Source organism: Nocardia sp. NPDC056000 (assembly GCF_042269265.1).
Taxonomy (GTDB): Bacteria; Actinomycetota; Actinomycetes; order Mycobacteriales; family Mycobacteriaceae; genus Nocardia.
The window spans coordinates 354,802-373,125 of sequence record NZ_JBHJXS010000007.1; the positions used below are offsets into that span (position 1 = coordinate 354,802).

Genomic DNA, 18,324 nt, shown 5'->3' on the forward strand with positions numbered 1-18,324 from the left:
ACGCGCTGGCCGGTTCGGTCAGCGCGGGAAGCGGCAGGAGAGGATGTTCTCCACCATGCCGCCATCCGGCTGACCGGTGCTCAAGTAACAGCCTTGCCCAGCCAATGATGGGCGTAAGGATCGAGCGGCTTGCCAATGATTGTGGAGACCGGGTCGAGGTGTGGTGGCTCTATCCGCATCCCCAGCGCACGTGGCTGCGGATTGCCGACGATGGCGTGGATCCTGGCGATCAGTTCATCAGGGATCTGCCATATCAGACGTTTGATGGTCTCGCCGTTGATCGTTCCGTCCGCGGTGTAGGTACTGGTCATCTCCCATACGAATGGCGCGTCGGTGGGTTGAATCGAGGGATCGCACAGACGGCATCCAGCCTCACCCTGAAAGACCATGTGCCAGATACACATTTCGAGGAGATACGGCTTCGGCGCGATGGTCCAGTCTCCCAGGTAAGAGTCGGTCGTCGGACTGGCACGAAACGTGGTGAGCATCTGCATGAATGCACCGAGGTTGTAGTCGGCCGTGGGGGTGTAATGCAGTTTCTCCCAGCCGGTCCGGTGAATCGCGCGGTCGAGCATAACGATGAAGAAGTCTTGCTCGGCTTGGTGGTCCCGGGTCCACGGAATCTCAGCCAGGTCGAACCCGCCCATTCCGAGGGCGTATCGCACCAGGTCGCAGAAATGCAGCACCAGGTTCTGCTGCCATGCTGTTCTAGCCACCGAAGAACCCGCCAGTGCCATCACGTCGCAGAACACCTCGGTGCTGCCGTTGGTCATATAGACGTCCAGGCCAAGCGCCTTCGCGCTGAAACGGTTGCCCACGGCCACACCCTAGCGGCGCTCAGATGCCCGACATGTCGCGACACTTTGCACGGCATTCGGCAATTCAGGATGTTCCATCGGCCGCAGATCGCCTCGGCCGCTTGATCTTCGAGAGCGTCGCGTTGGCCGCTTGGGTCAGCGCGCCATGCGGCATGACAGTACGTTGGAGGCCCGGGCGATTTTCCATGCTCCATTCGCCTGCGGATGATCGTTCGGGTCAACGGAACTGCCCGACAAGATCATTCGACACCGGAGGCTGCGATGCTGAAGGCCCGGACAGCCCTGTCGTACTGGTCGCGGTCGAACAGAAATGGACCGAAGGTGCGGTAGAGGTGATTGGTGTCGGTCCGCGAGCCGAAGTTGTCCCACACAACCAGGTTGCCTGTCGGTGTGATGCGTGCCCACAGCCCGCCGCCGCACAATTCTCCGCAATTACACATGAGCACGGGCGTCCTATGGTCTGGAACGAGGTCCAATGACCCATGGAAGCGGGCCATACCCGACTCGGACCGCAGGGAACGACCCGCAAGCCCGATATACCAGCCGCCCGCGGGCCTCACACCCGCGTTTATCTCGCACGTGTCGACGAGATCGGTCAGAGGAATCGCGTCGATATGGGGGACGACCCGGAAGACGCCGTCAGGTCCACGAACATAGTCGAAGCTGATATCGCTGGCAGCGGGTACGTTCCTGTGCTGTGGGCGCTTTCGATCCCGGGTGACCGACCGAACCGCGTTCGTACTACAGGACTTTCCGACGGTCGGGGGCCGTCCGGGAGTCACCGGCTATGGCGCACGGCGCCCTTCCCACTCGAGGTGATCACGGCCTCACCGTAGTCTGCTGGCCACACCTCGTAAAGGCGATTCCGCACAGCACCAGTCGACCATTGGTCGCTCATCGGCCTCGTCGAGCGTCGGAAAGTGCTGTCGGCCAGTCGGTTCGGATCGATGTCGAATGTGCCGGTCGCAACAAAGCGATGTCGATTGAGATCGTGTCTGCCGTCGGCCGCGAACCCGCACTTGCCGATTTCCCTGCCCCGGCTTCGAAATCGAGTCGCGTTGGCCAGTTCGCCCTGCGATGGTGTGGACGTGTCAGAGGATGTGCAGACCGAGTGGCCCGAGGACCGGAAATGGACAGCGGGCACGATTCTGGTGAAGAGCCGAACGGTGAGCGCGAGCGAAATCTCAGCGCGCCTGGGGATCACCCCGGACAGGCAGTTCGAACGAGGCAGCCCGGTGAGTCGCCATAATCCGACGGGTGCCCGACGAAAGAACAGCGTGTGGGCCCTGAAAAGTGGACTCGCCAACGACAGCGATCTCACCGACCATGTCCGGGCACTGATCGGTTTGGTTGGCGGGTGTCGTGACGAGTTGGCGCAGTTGGCCACCGACTGCGAACTGACGTTGTCGCTGGGCTTCGGCAGCGAGAACGGGCAAGGAGGCTGTGTGCTTCCCGCCGACCTCCTCGCCGATGTCGCAGGGTTGGGGCTTGACCTTCTGCTCGATCTTTATCCACCCCGAGCGCCGGAATTCCGGTGAGATCGGTACCCCGAGGCCGAGCGACCTTCAACCCGTTGATCTTTCGGGGTGCCAGGCTCGCCGGTCCGGTCAGCCCGCCATGCGCCATGAGCGGACATCCTCGCCCCCACCCCCCTCTAGGGAAGCAGGTATGTTTCTGATCGGGCTGCCCTCGTAGCTCAGGGGACAGAGCGACGCTCTTCTAAAGCGTGGGCCGCAGGTTCGAATCCTGCCGGGGGCACCGTCAATGCAGTCTTTCACTCAGATCGGCTGAGCCGCTAGATCTTCCATCGCACTGCTCGGCCGCTTCGGTCAGCGTGGTATGCGGCAAGTAAGGGAAACGTGTGTTCGTGGAGACCTACTCTGGTGCCAGCCCTGTGAACGTACCGGTTCTGCTCAGGTCGCAGTTCACGTCTTAGTGACACATCATGTGCAGGTGGATCTAGATCAAATCAGCACGCAGGCTGAGCAGTTGGCGTCGCGACTCGGAGTGCTGACTCCGCGTGCCGAGTCGGGCAGAACGCCTGACTGGTGTGCTGATGGTGTGCTTCCCCGCATCAGGAAGGGGCGGCCGGTTCTCATCATCGGGCCTGCCTTCGATTCCCTCTCGCCAATGGAACAACAAGGCGTACTCGCGGAGGCGATGCTCAGCGTGGATCTCCAATGGGTTGGCAGATACAAGCCCTTGATTGCCGTCGTGCTTTTGGTGCTGGTGCCCTACCTGGCGCTCAGCGTGTTTGCGGCCGAAGCGATCATGTCTCGCATGGCGTCCTGGCAGTGGGGACTTCTAGGCCTGACGGCCTACATAGTGGGCCTCGTCGTGACGCGGATCGTGTGGGCTCGACACATCATCTACGCTCTCGATCGCAGAATGATCGAGGCGTTCGGGCGCGACGTGGTCGACGTGATGTTCGATCTCGATGATCGCAGCCGAGCCCGAGCACGGGGCTTGCTCGGGGTTCTCGTGAAGTGTGGAATGCCCGACAAGGCTCGACGAGCCGAGCGCCTCGGCGCGGATCAGTGAGGTTTCACTGAATTCGACTAGATAGAGACTGGTGTCAGGATCGGATCGCCACCGCCAGTTGGTCTTCCATTGCTCGCGCTGGCCGTTTCGGTCACCGCGGTATGCGGCAAATAGTGCGCTTCTGCTCGGACTAACGCCACGTCGACCGATCACGATCGTGCGACCGACCACACTGCAGAATGTCAACCATGTACCTTCGTGGCGGTCTCCCTTTTCGTGGCGAGATCAGCTGACTCACTCCCGAACAAGGTGGTCGCTCCTCGGGCCCACCGGCCACACCCGCCGACCAGGACTGCGCCGCAACCGCATTCGTGCCTCCGTCCACCATGGACGATGGTCCGGCATCGTTCGTCCTGCGCGTGGACGATCGCACGGCATGGCCTTCACCCACAAGCTCAGGATGGTTGGTTGTCGACAACCGTCTAGCCTCGAACTCTCTGGTTCGTCATCAAGCCGGTCGATCCAGCAGGATTCTGGGATCGGTACGGACTCTCACCGGCCATCCGTCAGGTTCGATAGGCGCGTATCCGGTTGCAGTGCGTGTGGTTTCGTCAATGGTGCAGGCTGCACAGATGTATATGGGGCGATCGGTGACGGTACGTGTGCGTCCGGGCGCGAACCGGCCCCAGGGCTGCTCACACCGTGGGCACTGTGGTGCGGTGACCCCGACCCCGAAAATCGTGTCGTTCACCCGTTTGCCCATCCGGTGATAGGGAATCTGCGCGATGGCGTACTGCGGGATTTGCATCGCCGTCAGCGCGGCGACTGGATCGTTCACCGCCACAGCTATTCTGCGTCCGCTGATCAGGTACACGCGCAGGATAGGGCCGCTGCGCGGAGACAGGGACCATCCGCGCTTTCGTGACCAGGACGCCCCGTGTTGGTCTCCCCACCGGTGCATGATCTCGACGTGGACGATGTTCGCGCGGGCAAGACTGATGCGCGGCAGGCCGAACCATCCCAGATTCACCGTCAGACCGGCAAGACCAGCGCTGATGCGCTGATTGGACTCCATCACCGCTTTGACGAAACTGAGAAACAAGACGACGACGAGGACATGGTCGATCACTCGCCCCTGATAGAACGTCGCGAAATTGAATGTCTGGATCGCTACGAGGGAGAGGCTCAGCCCCAGCATCCTCCAGTTGGTGACGCGGCAGGTGTAGACCGTCGCGGCCGCCATTTACATCAACTCCTCGATCATGCCGAGTACCTCGGCCTTGCTGTACCCATGGCTGCGTGCGGCGTCGATCAGCTGGCGCACGGCCTGTTCCACCGGCGCCGAGGCCGGCGCGGTCGCGGTGACCCGCACGCCGCGTCCACGCCTGAAGTCGACGACCCCTTCCGTGCGCAGCCGCCGGTAGGCGGCCAGCACGGTATTGCGGTCGACGCCCAGGGCAGGCGCCAATTCCGTTGCCGGTGGCAGCTGTTCGTTGACCGTCAACTCCCCGGTGGTCAGCGCACGCCGGACACACGCTGCGATCTGGTCCTGCAACGACTGACCGGAAGTCTGATCGATATGCCACAACATGGTGACAATGAAACTAGCACCATATCCGAAGGATGTCGCACCAGAAATCATGGCGCGAAGCCAGCGAGGTCCGCTGCTGTCCGACGCTAGCGGCGCGCCGCCGATGCTGTGACGCCCCTATTCGCCGACACCGCAGCGTCGGTCTGTATCCGCCCGGGCCACCGGCGGATCGACAGCCCAGATACCCGAATCGGCGTAGCTTCCGGCCTCGCCAAATATCGTGCAATCGGCATTATCGTGCACTGCCGAAGGCCGGACTGTGTTCAGCCCGCTGATCTTTCGGGGTGCCGGGCTGGCCGTTCGGTCCGCGCGGTATGCGGCTGGTTGATACAACGGGCTGGTCCCTGACGTTGGTACGCGATCCGCGTTCACATGGCCGATTATGTGCAGGTGGATGTGGATGAGATTCGTCGTCGCAGCGAGGAACTCGCGGCGCGGCTTGGTGTGCGAGCTCCCGACGTCGAGTCGGGCGGTGTGCCGCCGTGGTGTGTGAACGGATTGCGGTTGCGTCGGAGCAAGCGGCGCGTCGTGCTGGTGGTCGGGGACGCGTTCGATGGTTTGTCCGCCTTCGAGCAGGAGGGCGCGCTCGCGTATGTGGTCGCGGCAGCGGGCGATGTCGCCGCGGCGGCGGGCAGCAGGAACAGTGGGTTCAATCGGGTATTTCGACTCATCGGTTTCGTTGTCGGGGTGACGATTTCGCTGACGTTTTTTCTCGCTGTGATCGGCTCGCCGGCGGTGATGGGGGCTGCGGCGGTCCTGGCGTTGTCGGGGTGCGCCTTTGTCGTGGTGAGCGTGGTATGGACTCGTCGAATGATCTATCGGACAGATCAATTGATCATCGAGGTGATGGGTCGGCCGACGATGGACATGTTGTTCGCTCGCGAACGCCGTGGACCGCGCCCTCCGGGGGTTCGTGGTTTGTATTCGAGGGTGGCTGTTCCGAGCGATCGGCAACGTCTAGAACGTATCGACGTAGGAGTGCGTTAGTCGAGCGCCCTTGGCCGGTGGGCCGGGATCAGACAGTCGTCGGCCGGGGTGCTGGCCCAACGAATACCTCTGACGACCCTCGACCGCTACGAAACCATCACCGAGTGCACGGAGAAAATTGAGCTCGTCTATGCCGCAACATGTTTCACCGCCTTCGGGCCTTCCCGCACGGTTCGACCGGACATTCGTGGTTCTTCGTCTCGGGCCAGGTCATTCGCGGCTGGTGCTGCGAAGCACCGGCTTCGACACACCCGACTGTCTCGAGATCACCTTCGGTGGCGTAGCCGCAATGAAACTGCACACCTCCTACACGACCCTGACCGTCGATACCGCGGACGCGGCACAGACCGAGGAGATGTCCAGGTTTTCGGATGCGGGTCCGCGAGCGCGCGATAGGCAGCTCTGTTTCGCACTCAAGTCCGATCGCGAAGACGGGCTGGTGTTGTGTGAGAGCCTCGGTATCTGGTCCCATCCCCGAAGCGCGATAGTCGAAGGGCAATACACCGTTCCTCATCCGGACTCGGAGTTGATCCACTCGAGAGTTCGCTCGTTCCATTGACGCTCGAGCCGTCGATGGAAGTGCGTGGTGCCAAGTATCGAGGCCAACTCACGGCCGCATTTCGCCCGTTGTCGCGACTCGCAGACGCTACTCGACGAGCCTGGCTGAAGGTCCGGCCACCAGCCACCCGAACTAACATCGCCCCGGACCACATGTCACCGATCCGATCAACCCTGTGGTGAATGTCGTTGGAATACAATGATTCCGACTGCTCGGGCGTGAAGGTGCAGCGCGCGCTCGAGCAGATGCGAGGAGTAGGTGCCGTCAACGCAATTCCGTGCGATGGTCGATGCCGAGGATCGGCTGCTGCCAGTGACGGTCGACCAGGAAGCCGTCATCGTGTCCGCCAATCGAACGGCGGTCGACGACAAGCGCCCCAAGACCGACGAGGTGTTGCGGGAGTCATTGGCCAATACGACCTTCGAGACTGTAACGAGCGATAACCGGCATGCCGGTACGTTGGCGCCATGTGCGGGGGTTCCGATCGGCACGTCCAGTTGATCGTCCGTCCTCTCGAATTGCGGATTGTGCATGGTGCATGGTGCCTACAACCGCTGGCAAGACCGGTTCGTGCCGAAGGGACGTATGTCGGTGGTGCTGTGCAGGATAGGCCCCGTGGGATACGACCTAATAGTCTGGGAAGGCGAGCAGCCGATCACCGATGCCGCACTCAGTCAGAAGCTCAACGACATCACTGAGATGCGTGACAACCGCTACGAGCGGAATGAGGAGCCCGAGCCGCCAACCCCGACGATTGCAGATTTCATGCGGGTTCTACTTCGTCGATGGCCGGAGGACGATCAAGACGGAGGCCCCTGGAAAGTCGGCGGCGGTGGCGATGCCGACGGCCCGACCGTCCATATCGGCATCATCGGAACCAGGGCCGGGGAGGTCGTTCCATTCATAGCGCTTCTGGCGCAGGCATATGGATTAGTCTGCTTCGACCGCCAGACAGGATGTCTCATGCCCTAGGCCTCGCGGCGACCTTTCAGCGCCGGCCTCGCCGCTCTCCACCTGCTGGTGACCACCACGGTCGGCAGCAGATGACGCGGACGCGGAGTGACATCCGGAAATCGTGCGGTCTCAGGCGGTCATCGTGACGGCCCCGGGATCATTGACCTTCGACTAGGTCGCGTTGGCCGCAGCGGACCGCCTGAGCCGCAGGCAGCGACGGATATTCAGCGCATGAAGAGCCGGATTACTCTGGCCACCCTCGTGCGAAAGATCAACGGAACGAACACAATACGATGTCTGAACTCTGGAGGTCGAGGTGGTCTAGTGGGCGGCTTCCAGGAGTAGTTCGCCGAGTTCGGCGGGCATGGTGATCATGCAATCGTGCCCGGTCGGCAACTCCCGGACCCGTGCGGGAGAACCGTTGGGCTGGATCGCCGCGATCGGGCGGCGGGCGATGCCCTGCGGTTTCGCGCCAACGCAGTGGATGTGTGTGCGCGCCACGGCATCTGCCGCGGGGTTGTCGAGGTGGACCGGTTGTTGCAGGCAGCGCACCGGATGATCGGACAGCATCGTGCGCAGCCATGTGGTGTCGGCCGGGTCGGTGACTCCGAACAGGCCCAGCGGCGCCGGGAGTTCGGGCAGCGGCGGGATGCGCCAGCTGATGCCGGTGTCGGCGGCGGCATCGATCAGCTGCTGGGTGATGGGTTGGACATCGACGGCGGTCTCGCCGTCGCGCGGGACCATCGCGTCGAGATAGACCAGGTGCCCGATCCGGTGCGGAATCTCGTTGGCCACCACCGAGATGACCAGGCCCGCATAGCTGTGTCCCACCAGGACGACGTCGGTGAGGTCCTCGTCCTTGATCAGCTCGACGATGTCCGCGACGTGGGTGTCCAGGCCCACCCCGGGTGCGAGCAGATGCGCCTTGTCGCCGTAGCCGCTCAGCGAGGGCGCGTACACCCGATGCCCGGCCGCCTCCAGGAGCGGGACCACTCGATCCCAGCATCGGCCACTGTGCCACGCGCCGTGGACCAACAGAAATACAGACATGTTCACCCCTTGTCGATAGGTGCCGAGGCGCCCCAGCCGAGCTGGTTACTTTTAATGCCTCGGTACACTTCAGGAACCACAGCCAGTGTGGTGCGCTCGATCCGAATCGGGCAATACGGCACATTCATGTGCCTCGGTTCCCAGGAGGTAACCATGAACGTCGAGCCCGGCGAGCTTCCGCCGAGCGCGGCCGACGCGTGCCGGACACGAGAAGTCCTCGACATCGTGGGCGACAAATGGTCACTGCTGGTCGTACGCCACCTCAGCCAGGGATCGCGCCGCTTCAGCGAACTCAAACGCGATATCGACGGCATCAGTCAACGCATGCTCACAGTCACCCTGCGCGCCCTCGAACGCGACGGCATCCTGACCCGCACCGTGCGCAATGTCATGCCGCCCCACGTCAGCTACGCACTCACCCCGATGGGGATGAGCCTGCGCACCGCGACATTGCCGCTGCTGGAGTGGAGCATCACGCACGTGCCCGACATCGATACCGCCCGTGCACAATTCGACACCCGCACCCAACCCGACACCTAGCCTCACGGCGGATACCTGGATGAAAGACGCGTCCATCGCAACCTCGTTCAATCAGGGATTCCACGAACACTGGGCCGAAGACATCCACGACCGCGGCGTGGTGAGCGGCGTTACGCACGGCTTGGGCAATACGTTCTCCAACACCGGCCACGACATGGCTGATCTCGGCGGCAGCGCCTGGAACGCAACAAAGCGCGCGACAACCAGCCTGTGGCACAAGGCATTCGGATGAGCGTGAACGATCAGACGTGGAGCGTGCCACAGGTCGAGTCGATCAAGGGGCTCGGGACCTCGTGGTATCGCCGCGGACCGAGTTACTGGGCCAGGCGGGTACTCGCCTCGGTTCTGTGGGCAATCGTCCTGTGCATCGGAGCCCTCCTCGTCGGCGGCCTGGTCATGGCAATCAACAAGGACGCGAACTCGATTGGGCGGATTATCCTGTGGGTCGTGGTGGTCGTGGTGGTCGCAGCCAGCCACTACCTCGGCTTCCGTGACATGAACCCCACACGACAGCAAATCCCTCCTCGGGATCGGCATCCCGGTGTCACTGGCACCGGACTGGGTGCCGGGGTTGCCGCGTTCGGTGGTTCCACGCTGGGGGCCGGGCTGCTGGCGATCGGCATGTTCGTCGGGGTGGGCTGGTTCACGGCCATGTTCGTGTTCTCGCTGGCTCGCTACACCTCCGCCCCCGAACACCAAGCCGCACAGAAGATGCGCGAATGGTATTCACAGCACCCGGAGATCCCCGATAACCAGCGACCACGCCAATTCCGGCGCAAAGCGCTCGGCGCAACAGCCTGACGAAGCGACCTGACCGCCTGTCCGTTTGCGGGAACGCGAGACGGGCGACATCGAGAAACGTGCATCTGGCAGGCATCAGCGCAGAAGCGAACAAACCGGACCTAGCGCATCAACACGGGTGAAGCGTCGCCTGGATCTCCCGGTCGCTGCATGCTCGCGCATTGCGCAAACAGCGTGTATTCGCGACTTACAACGTTCTGACTGGACCGCTGGCACTGGGTCAGCGGAATCACCATCGTCAACCCATTGTGGCTCCGATCCGGTCCCTGGCACGGATGACTTCGCTGGTCATTCTGCTGGCCGATTCTCGCCTGCAACGTACAGGCTCACGACAAGCGCGTTCGATCATCATCCAGGGAAGGCGCTGAAATCTGCTGGTTAGACACTTGCTGTCAGGATCGGGTCCCGGTCGAGGCTATCCGTACCTTCGACCTGTAACCGACCACGATCCACGGCGCCACGATGGACATGGACCGGATCGGCTTCGACGCCGGGATAGATCAGCGATTCTCGACATAGGATCGTGACAATCGTCTTGAAGGGGTCAAGGTGGATTCATCACGCACAAGGGTGCCGGGCTTCGACGAGTCGTTGGCTACGAAAATGGATCGGCTCGCGGATGCCTTGGGTAATGCGCGCGCGGAACTTCGGTCCGATGGCGTCTATGTCGACGTGTACGCCAACGGCACAGTCAGAGCCATTGTTCTCGATGAGCAGCTCTTTCCGGGTGCAGGCCGACTGGGAGGGGCGATCGTCGATCTCATCAACCAGGCTCGCGAACAAGCCCAGGCGCACACCGCCGAGCTAGTGGCTGAGGTACAGAACGATTCACGGATCGCCAGCGTGGTCGAAAGGCTCGGCGATGCCCCCGAGCGCGCCGAACCACGACCAACTGGCGCAGATCGATGGGATTACGACGACGACCCTTACCGCCTCAGGTCGCGAATCGCTGATTGAGAAACCGGCAACCACTTGCCGGTCCGTGGACGCGAGTGGGGAGTTCGGCCACGCCGCAATCCGCACCGCTGAGAGGCTGCCACGCTTGAAGTAAAGTTTCACGAAACACCAAGATCGGCACTGACCCATCAGGGGGATCAGCCAGTGAGCGATGACTATCTATATGTGGAGCCCGACCGGGTGCGCGCGTTGGCTACCACGATGAGCAGCGGCGCCGATGCCGTCGGCGCTATTCATGTCGACCAGCAGGCCGGTGCGGTATCGGGCGCGGTTCCGGGCACCGGAGTTGGTGCGGCGTGTTCCGAGGGCGCGTTGTCCGCGGCCACCGCGATCGAGGCGACAGTCCAGCAGGTCCGGGCGATGGCGTCGGCCACGACGACTGGCCTGGCCACTGTGGTGTCGACCGACCAGCACAACGCGGTTCAGTTCCCGCCGGGGAAATAAGAGTATGGGCGAGGCGGCGACACCGACGGTGTCTCAGATCAGCAGCTGGCAGCTCGGCACTCTCGATACCCAGGCGACGACGTGGAAGCAGCAGTCGGTCACTCTCAAAACCGAACTCGACGGCATATCCACCAACGTCGGCAACTCGGTGGACTATCTCGTGGGCAAGTTCGGTAATGGCCTGCGGGACAAAGGTGTGGTGGTTCGTGACGACGGCTACAAAACTGTCGGTGCGCTCGAGGCCGCGGGCACCGCGATCGCGGTGGGATCGCCTGGAATGCGTTTCGCGCAACAGACGGTGAAGCACACCCTGGCCACCCTCACCGCCGAGGGATATCTCCACGGCGAGGACGGAACGGTCACCCTGTCGCTCGCACAGACGGCGAATGCGTTGTCGGACAAGGACAACAGCAACGCGGCAGTCAAACTCGCTGCGCTGCAACGACAAGCCGACCTCTATTCAACCACTTTGAAGGGCGCTCTACACGCGGGCGGTGTTGCCGCACAAGGAGTCTCGGACGGAGTAAGCAAAGCGTTCGAGGAACTACCCAAGGCTGCACAGGGCGCCAAACCGGGCTCGTTGACCGACCCGGGCGCGGCCAAGCAGCAGGGCACTGACGACGGCAAGCTGGTCGCCGGCGGAAAGGCCACCGACGAGCAACTCCAAGCGATCTCTGCCCGGCTCGCTGCGGCGGGCATCACCACCGACGATGTGCAGGCGATCAACGCTGGCAAGCAAGTACAGCTATCCGAGACGCAATGGAACTATCTGCACGAGTTCTACAACACTGCCGGTGTCAACGGGCTGACCTCGATGACCGATCGCCTCAGCGGCATTCACGACACCAACGCCGCAGCGACCGTGGCCAATCAGTTGAACACCTTGGCGAACCCGAAAGTGCACTCCGCGGGCACGGAAACGGTGCAGGGCAAGCAATCGCACCCTCAAGGCGGACTGAATCAACTGCCCGCTGACCTGCAGACCGTGCTGACCAAAGAGTATGAAGTCCGTCCCGGAAGGCCGTACAACAACCTCAATGCGTACGGCCTGTCCCAGGTGACGAAGATGATGGGCTTTGCCGATTCACGCTCGGCCCCCGGCAGTGACATCAACAAGCAGTTGCTGCTGCAAGCGACCAACATCGCCCCGCAAGCCAACTACGGGGTCAATGTCGACACCGACTACCGCCATGGCTCCGGGGAGGGACTTCTGCAAGGGTTGGTCGATGTCGGGGGACGCGACAAGATCGCGGTGCACGACCTGCTCACCAATACCGGTGTTCCCGCGGGTACCGCCGACACCGCGATGACCAATCTGCTGCACCATCATTGGGCCAACGATGGTGCCGGCGTGCAGAAGATGTTGTCGTGGGTGCAGTCCGATGCCACCTATCTTGATCCCACGAATACCGACAACCCGATCGCCTCGCGTGCGGGACAGACAGCATCGACCCTCGCCGAATACGTCGCGACGCACAAAGACGCCCTCCTGAACATGGACGGCGGTTCTCTGGGTGCGGTCAATCCGCTTGCGGCGCAAGGAATCGGTTCCGCGCTGAGCCCATACATCGCAGACCTGGCCGGTGTCGATCACAAGTACGTCAACACTCACGACTTCACCGCACCCAAAGGCGATCTCCACACCCCTGACCGCGATGGGGCCCGCGCGATATTCACGGTCATCGATTCGGACAAGAACGCGGCCGTCGCGTTCAACACCAAAGCCCTGGAAGTGTCCGAACAACTCCAAAGCACCTGGGTACATTCGCTTCTCGCCGACCCTGCCAACCCGGACTGGGGGCTCGCGACCAAGTCGGGCACGATCATGGGATTGGTCGATCAAGGACTCGCTGGAGAGACCGACGCACGCAAGGCCACTGAAATCCGTGCCGCCATCAAGGACTTCGCCCAAGACGGCGCGAACTGGGACACCGGTAAGGGGATCCTGACAACCGGACTCAAAAATATCCCGTTCATCAACCCGATCATCAAGGATGTGTTCGCGCCGGTCATCGACGTTTCGAATTCATACGCCAAGATGAACATGGTCGGATTCGCCTACACCGCACCCGATCCCGCCCAGACCAACCTCGACACCTCCCATGAGTACGCTCCCGCCCGCGCGTTCTACCAGGTCGCACAAGTACTCCAAAATGGCGACGGGTTCTTGCCCCATGACCCGCAATACAGCGAACTATTCACCGACGGCAAGCTCAAAAGCTACGACGAGGCCGTCAACACCTCCGGCGATCCGACTCAGCTGGAAGGCAAGCTCGAAAACATACTCAACGCCTACCGAGGAGGAGCGCTCAAGGCCGACCTTCAGAGCCTCAAACTCCACATCTTGGAAGGCAGACTCGCAGTCAAATGAACATCCGAAATCACCTCCCCCAGCGCCTTATTCGACCAGGCATCCTCGTCTCAGCCCTACTGATCATCGCTGCGGCGACCACCGGGTGCGGGAGCGATCACTCCCAGCCCGCCAAGGCCGGCCACACCGCGCAAAGCTTCTGCGCACCGTTCCTGGACTACTTCCATTCCGGATTCCCGATCGACGGGGTGGCACTGTCCTATGTGGGCGGGGCAGCTGACCAGTCCATCGATACAGGTGTCACCTGCGCCTTCTCGCAAACTGGCGCGCATTCGGGTCCCTCGCTCAGCGCGTCGGTCACCGTGCGACCGACAAAATCCGACGAAGACCAAAACGGTTTGCAGGTCGAACTGAAGCAAATGAACTATGTCCTCCTGCCCGGACATGCCAAGGAGATCTGGATCAAGGACTCCCGCGTCAAGAACGGTCCTGACCAAACCAAGGGCACCGTCGAATTAGCTACCCGCATCGATCCCTGGGTGAGCGGAATGGACATCGTCAACAACAACGACACCCTCGCCATCACTGACGCCCAGGTCGGTGCAGCTGCAGACGTGCTCATTCAGAGAACAGAAGCCCTGCGCCAATAAGGTGTCCTACGACAAGTGCGAACACCGAATACAGCGCCGTATGCCCGACCGCGTTCGGCGTCTGCCCGCACCCAATGCGAACTCGGGCAACTCACGGTTCACCTGAGGTCTACTCATCCCCTGGGCATGGATTGCCAAGCACGTCGCGCAACCGCTCAGGGGGCATTTCCTGCATCGCACCACATGCTCTACGGCGTACTGCACTCGAACGATTGAGGACACAACGCTCACCGTGCAGTTCTGTCACGGAGGATGGCGGTCAGCAGGGCGGCGGATGCGGCGATGGCCGCGGTGACGGTGAACGCGGTGCCGTAGGCGTGGGCGAGGTGCGCCGGTGTCGGGTGGTCGCCGGAGTCACCGGCCGAGGTGGTGACCGCGAGTAGTCCGGCCAGCCCCAGTGCCCCGCCGATTTGACGGGTGGTGTTGATCAGCCCGCCCACGAGTCCGATGTGTTCAGCCGGTACGCCAGTGGTGGCGTGTGCGGTGAGAAGAACGAATGCGATACCCAGCCCGGCGCCGATGAGTAGTGAGGGAGCGGTGATGTCGGTGAGGAATCGACCGTCGACGGGAGTGCGTGCGAGCCAGGCCAGCCCGGCTGCGAGCAGCGCCAGTGCGGTGGCCAGCAGAGCGCGCGTGTTCAGGTGGCGAGCCAGGGTCGGGGTGATCGTGGAGGCGGTGGTGATCATGATCGCCAGTGGCAGTTGGGTGAGGCCGGCTCGGATCGGTGAGTAGCCGAGGACCTTCTGCTGGTAGAGCGGCAGGAAGAAGAACAGTCCCAGCCACACCGCGCCGAGCAGTGTCATGACGATGTTTGCGGTCAGTACCTCGCCGGTGCGCAGAATCGCGGGTGGAACGAGCGGGTGCGAGAGCCGCCGCTGTGAGTCGGCGAAGAGTACGAGCAGTAGTACCGCCGCGATCAGCGGGGCGATGACGCGCGGTGTGGTCCAGCCGTACTGTCCCCCCACCGACAGTGCGTAGGTGAGTGCGGCGAGTCCACCGCTCACGGCGACCGCGCCCCAGAGATCGATCCGACCGCCCGCCGGAGAATCCGCGGGCACCAACGCAATCGTGGCGGCCAGCACCGCGATTGCTACCGGTGCGCCGATGAGAAATACTGCGCGCCAACCGAATACGCCGGTTACGATGCCGCCCGACACCACACCGGCGACGCCGCCGATTCCCGAGACCGCGCCCCATACCCCGATTGCCCGCGCGCGGCCCGCGCCTGCGGGAAAGAGTGTCAGTACCAAGGCGAGTGCGGTCGGGGCTAGCAGCGCCGCGCCCACCCCCTGTCCGACTCTGGCAGCGAGCTGCACCACGGCGGTGGGAGCCAGTCCGGCCACGATCGAACCGGCCGTGAAAACCGATGTGCCGATGAGGAATACGCGCCGACGCCCGAATACGTCGCCGAGCCGACCGCCCAGCACCAGCAGGGCACCGAACGCGAGTACGTACCCGTTGACGACCCAGGACAGCCCTACAGGCGACAGCTCGAGCCCACGCCCGATATCGGGCAGGGCGACATTGACGATCGAGGTGGTCAGCACGACCAGGAACTGCGCGGTGGCCAAGACGGTGAGCCCGATCCATTCCCGGGCAGTCGGCGTATCGGTTCGGGTGTCGGGAGCGAGCGGTGGTTGGGTGTTCATGAGCCCTCTCCAGTGCACAGGCGGTCATCCGACGGCTCGCCGGCCATCGGACGACCACGCTGTTCTGACGAATTCGGTTGTGCCGCAGGCAGAAGTGACGATCAGTCCGCGATCCAGGATCCGTGGATGCCGCCGGGCACGTGCCGGGGCAATTCGACCGCTGCGACCGGCGGCGCGGTGAAGTCGCGGGCGTCGAGGACGAGCAGCTCCGACGCGGTGCCCGCGCGATCGCCGACGAGGGTGAGCAGATAGCCGTCGTCTTCGCTCGTGGCGTCGGTGGCGGCGACGAACACAGCTTCCCCGGGGATGCGGCCCGCACCGGTCGGGGCCAGCAGGCGGGCGCCGGTGTCGTTGTCGTACTTGACGATTCCGACGCCGTCGAATCCGGAGCCGGGGTAGGCGACCGCGTAACTGTACCGGTTGCGCCGCCCGGCATAGTCGTCGTTGATCGTCGGGAACTCGGTGACCAGCGAATCCATCATTTCCTCGCGTGCGGCGCTCTGACCGGGTTCGAGGACCCAGCGGTGCTGCAGGGCCCCGGCGACCGGATCGGCCGGGTAGCCGGGTGCGCCGATCCACCACTTCCACGATGTCTCCCAGGCCGACCGGTCCAGCCGCGGGCCTTCCACGACGACCCGCCCGGCCGCGTCCTCGTAGGCATTCGAAACATGCAGCATCGCAGCGGGTTCCACGTCGAACCAGCGCACCGGGCCCGCGGCGGTGCGGGGCAGGATGCCCATGCGCGCCTGGTAGGTGTCGTCCCACCGGTAGGGGATGCTGGCGGTTTCGGCGGGGTTGAAGGTCACCGACAGATCCAGCCACACCGCGTAGTGCTCGGTGATCGCGAAGTCGTGCATCATCGACGGCCCGGCCCCCTCGACAACCTGCTGGTGACGAAGGTCGCCGTCGGCGGAGGCGATGTAGTAGATCAGGTGTGGCGCGACCGGCGAGTAGGCGAAGAAATGCAGCTCGCCGGTGACCGGGTCCACCTTCGGGTGCGCGGTCATCGCGGTGGTGAGCTTGCCGCCGAAGTCGGAGGCGCCCAACGTATCCAGCTCCGGGGACACCTCGAATGGCAGGTTCGCCTCCTGCAATGCCAGGATGCGTCCGGCGTGCTCGATGATGTTGGTGCCCGCCACACTCGCGGTCAAATCGATGCTGCCGTCCTCGCGGAGGTAAGGCGCGCCGTCGAGTGCGGGCGTCTTCACCCACCGGTTGCGATACCACTCGGCCTGTCCCCCGCGCAATCGCAGGCCGTGGAGCATGCCCGCACCTTTGAACCAATGTGTCGGTGTGTCACCAGGTTTCGGGTTGTGGCCGTTGCGGAAGTAGCGGCCGTTCAGTTCGGGCGGAATCGTCCCGTGCACCGGCAGGTGGTGTGCGGTCACCTCGTCCGGCACAGGTTGGTAGTGGCCGGTCAGATAGGGCTTGGCGAGAGTGATGTCGCTATCCATCGGGGTACCTCGCGATTCGATCGTGCGGCGGGTCGCGTTACAGGAATGCTTCCCTGCCAAGGGGTTTCGTCATCAGTTCCACCGGGCGGGGGACCGGGATTCGCTGCATTAGATAGACTTGTCTTTCTTACTGCGCCGACGATAAACCGATACAATAAGAAAGGCAAGTCTATCTAAATGGAGGTTGGGTGATGGTTCAGCGCCGCAGAGGAGCCGAATTGGAGAAGGCGCTCCTCGATGCGGCCTGGGAGGAACTGGCCGACAACGGCTACGCGCGCTTCACCATGGACGGTGTCGTCAAGCGAGCGGGCACCAGCCCGCCGGTGCTGTATCGACGCTGGTCCGACCGGGACGAACTGGTCCGGGCCACCATCGTTCATGTCCTGCACGAGTCGCGCCCCGCGCTACCCGACACCGGCAGCCTGCGCGGAGACATCCTCACCCTCATGCGCCAAATCAACACCGCGCACGTGGAATTGATCACCGTCATGTACTCACACCTGGCCAGCTACTACCGCGAAACCGGCCGCAGCCCCGCCGAACTGTTCGACCCCAGTGCGCCCAGCCGCGACGCGTCCCTGGACACCCTCTTCGACCGTGCCGTCGCCCGCGGCGAGATCCCCGCCGATCTCCCCACCGAGCGCATCAAGACCTTGCCCTTCGTCCTGCTCCGCCACGAGATCCTCTCGGCGTTCGCCTCGGTACCCGAACACGTCCTCGAAGAGATCGTCGACACGATCTTCCTGCCGCTCGTGCACTGACGCACCCCGGCCTAGGGTGAAACCCGGTCGACACACCTAGCGAAGATCGGCTATCCAAGGGCAACAAAGGAATACACGATGGCAATGCATGTTGTGGTCAGCGTGGGCACACGCTGCCTGCGGTCGTATGGCGCTCGGCTTGTATATCTTCCGCTGCTCAGCGCTGGCCTTCTGGGGACTGCCCGCCGTGCGACCGATGCGTGGCGTCACCCCGGGAGTCTCTGACATACACCGCGCGGCGTCAGCCGCTACGCCACAATTCGACGCGGAGGCCGAGCGCCGCGGACAAAGTATCCAGCCGGTCCACGGCCTGCGCG

Annotated in this window: 19 protein-coding genes and 1 tRNA gene; 14 read left to right on the plus strand and 6 right to left on the minus strand. The window is 63.1% G+C overall.

The genetic code is table 11. The features are described 5' to 3' along the window. Positions 1-80: 80 nt before the first annotated feature. Positions 81-818, minus strand: a complete 738-nt coding sequence (locus ACFC4D_RS22685) for a hypothetical protein (RefSeq protein ID WP_376066241.1) — start codon at positions 816-818, stop codon at positions 81-83. Positions 819-1,906: 1,088 nt separating this feature from the next. Here ACFC4D_RS22685 and ACFC4D_RS22690 point away from each other — a divergent pair. The 3 genes from ACFC4D_RS22690 to ACFC4D_RS22700 all read left to right on the plus strand — a co-directional run bounded on the left by ACFC4D_RS22690 (position 1,907) and on the right by ACFC4D_RS22700 (position 3,359). Further along, positions 1,907-2,356, plus strand: a complete 450-nt coding sequence (locus tag ACFC4D_RS22690) for a DUF4279 domain-containing protein (protein ID WP_376066243.1) — start codon at positions 1,907-1,909, stop codon at positions 2,354-2,356. 147 nt (positions 2,357-2,503) lie between these two features. Beyond that, positions 2,504-2,576: transfer RNA gene (locus ACFC4D_RS22695), tRNA-Arg, on the plus strand. Between the two features lie 195 nt (positions 2,577-2,771). Beyond that, the gene (locus ACFC4D_RS22700; RefSeq protein WP_376066244.1) at positions 2,772-3,359 is read left to right on the plus strand and encodes a hypothetical protein; all 588 of its coding nucleotides are present in this window, start codon (positions 2,772-2,774) and stop codon (positions 3,357-3,359) included. 448 nt (positions 3,360-3,807) lie between these two features. Here the strand turns inward: ACFC4D_RS22700 and ACFC4D_RS22705 are convergent, their stop codons facing one another. After that, the gene (locus ACFC4D_RS22705) at positions 3,808-4,542 is read right to left on the minus strand and encodes a hypothetical protein (protein WP_376066246.1); all 735 of its coding nucleotides are present in this window, start codon (positions 4,540-4,542) and stop codon (positions 3,808-3,810) included. After that, on the minus strand, positions 4,543-4,890 hold the full coding sequence (locus ACFC4D_RS22710; RefSeq protein ID WP_376066249.1) for a GntR family transcriptional regulator: 348 nt from the start codon (positions 4,888-4,890) through the stop codon (positions 4,543-4,545). 372 nt (positions 4,891-5,262) lie between these two features. Between ACFC4D_RS22710 and ACFC4D_RS22715 the strand changes: the two genes are divergently transcribed. From ACFC4D_RS22715 to ACFC4D_RS22725, 3 genes are all read left to right on the plus strand, one after another. Next, the gene (locus tag ACFC4D_RS22715) at positions 5,263-5,877 is read left to right on the plus strand and encodes a hypothetical protein (protein ID WP_376066251.1); all 615 of its coding nucleotides are present in this window, start codon (positions 5,263-5,265) and stop codon (positions 5,875-5,877) included. 841 nt (positions 5,878-6,718) lie between these two features. Beyond that, entirely contained in the window at positions 6,719-6,937 is a 219-nt protein-coding gene (locus tag ACFC4D_RS22720) for a hypothetical protein (RefSeq protein ID WP_376066253.1), read from the plus strand. A gap of 30 nt (positions 6,938-6,967) precedes the next feature. Further along, on the plus strand, positions 6,968-7,408 hold the full coding sequence (locus ACFC4D_RS22725; RefSeq protein ID WP_376066255.1) for a hypothetical protein: 441 nt from the start codon (positions 6,968-6,970) through the stop codon (positions 7,406-7,408). A gap of 303 nt (positions 7,409-7,711) precedes the next feature. On the opposite strand, the gene ACFC4D_RS22730 is transcribed toward ACFC4D_RS22725, so the two are convergent. Further along, entirely contained in the window at positions 7,712-8,440 is a 729-nt protein-coding gene (locus ACFC4D_RS22730; protein ID WP_376066257.1) for an alpha/beta hydrolase, read from the minus strand. 153 nt (positions 8,441-8,593) lie between these two features. On the opposite strand from ACFC4D_RS22730, the gene ACFC4D_RS22735 reads away from it, so the two are divergent. From ACFC4D_RS22735 to ACFC4D_RS22765, 7 genes are all read left to right on the plus strand, one after another. Continuing rightward, the gene (locus tag ACFC4D_RS22735) at positions 8,594-8,980 is read left to right on the plus strand and encodes a winged helix-turn-helix transcriptional regulator (RefSeq protein ID WP_375956240.1); all 387 of its coding nucleotides are present in this window, start codon (positions 8,594-8,596) and stop codon (positions 8,978-8,980) included. A gap of 19 nt (positions 8,981-8,999) precedes the next feature. Continuing rightward, positions 9,000-9,212 carry a hypothetical protein gene (locus ACFC4D_RS22740; protein ID WP_376066260.1) on the plus strand — a complete coding sequence of 71 codons (213 nt, stop codon included), beginning with the start codon at positions 9,000-9,002 and terminating at the stop codon, positions 9,210-9,212. Continuing rightward, complete coding sequence (locus ACFC4D_RS22745; protein ID WP_376066262.1) at positions 9,209-9,781, plus strand: hypothetical protein; 573 nt, start codon at positions 9,209-9,211, stop codon at positions 9,779-9,781. Before ACFC4D_RS22740 ends, ACFC4D_RS22745 begins: the two co-directional genes overlap by 4 nt. Before the next feature lie 549 nt (positions 9,782-10,330). Then, complete coding sequence (locus ACFC4D_RS22750; protein WP_376066265.1) at positions 10,331-10,738, plus strand: YbaB/EbfC family nucleoid-associated protein; 408 nt, start codon at positions 10,331-10,333, stop codon at positions 10,736-10,738. A gap of 144 nt (positions 10,739-10,882) precedes the next feature. Continuing rightward, positions 10,883-11,182 carry a hypothetical protein gene (locus ACFC4D_RS22755; protein ID WP_376066267.1) on the plus strand — a complete coding sequence of 100 codons (300 nt, stop codon included), beginning with the start codon at positions 10,883-10,885 and terminating at the stop codon, positions 11,180-11,182. Positions 11,183-11,186: 4 nt separating this feature from the next. After that, positions 11,187-13,553: a hypothetical protein gene (locus ACFC4D_RS22760; protein ID WP_376066269.1), complete on the plus strand. Its 2,367-nt coding sequence runs from the start codon at positions 11,187-11,189 to the stop codon at positions 13,551-13,553. Beyond that, entirely contained in the window at positions 13,550-14,143 is a 594-nt protein-coding gene (locus ACFC4D_RS22765; RefSeq protein WP_376066270.1) for a hypothetical protein, read from the plus strand. Before ACFC4D_RS22760 ends, ACFC4D_RS22765 begins: the two co-directional genes overlap by 4 nt. 227 nt (positions 14,144-14,370) lie before the next feature. Here the strand turns inward: ACFC4D_RS22765 and ACFC4D_RS22770 are convergent, their stop codons facing one another. Then, positions 14,371-15,792 carry an MFS transporter gene (locus ACFC4D_RS22770; protein ID WP_376066273.1) on the minus strand — a complete coding sequence of 474 codons (1,422 nt, stop codon included), beginning with the start codon at positions 15,790-15,792 and terminating at the stop codon, positions 14,371-14,373. Between the two features lie 101 nt (positions 15,793-15,893). Beyond that, entirely contained in the window at positions 15,894-17,246 is a 1,353-nt protein-coding gene (locus ACFC4D_RS22775; protein ID WP_376066275.1) for a carotenoid oxygenase family protein, read from the minus strand. Positions 17,247-17,437: 191 nt separating this feature from the next. On the opposite strand from ACFC4D_RS22775, the gene ACFC4D_RS22780 reads away from it, so the two are divergent. Continuing rightward, positions 17,438-18,007: a TetR/AcrR family transcriptional regulator gene (locus ACFC4D_RS22780; RefSeq protein ID WP_376066526.1), complete on the plus strand. Its 570-nt coding sequence runs from the start codon at positions 17,438-17,440 to the stop codon at positions 18,005-18,007. Positions 18,008-18,324: the final 317 nt, after the last annotated feature.